This window comes from Paraburkholderia sp. SIMBA_053 (genome assembly GCF_046534895.1).
Lineage (GTDB): Bacteria > Pseudomonadota > Gammaproteobacteria > Burkholderiales > Burkholderiaceae > Paraburkholderia > Paraburkholderia caledonica.
Map to the genome: position 1 here is coordinate 1 of NZ_JAWRXU010000521.1, position 279 is coordinate 279.

At 57.3% G+C, this 279-nt stretch carries 1 protein-coding gene; it reads left to right on the forward strand.

Annotated elements, in window-relative coordinates:
- Positions 1-225, forward strand: a 225-nt coding sequence (locus SB753_RS36690; protein WP_410805036.1) for a hypothetical protein, incomplete at its 5' end; no start/stop codon positions are given.
- Positions 226-279: the final 54 nt, after the last annotated feature.

Sequence of the window (279 nt, forward strand, 5' to 3'; positions counted from 1 at the left end):
CCGCGTCGCGCCGATGGCGAATACATGGCTCACGCGATGATCAGTGGTCCGCTGCCGGACGGCGAATCGTTCATCCATGTGAGCGGTGATCTGGCGGGTTTCGATCTTCGCCAGGATGCGATCCGATATGCCACCGACTGGGCGAACGACTGGCTGCAGAAATGCTTCGACGGTTCGTGCAGTGCGCGTCGGGTCTCAATGGCGGCTGAAGGACGCGTGAACTGAAGGGGGGGAATTGGCCATCTTCAGGTTGCGTTTGTGATTTTACATAAGATAAAT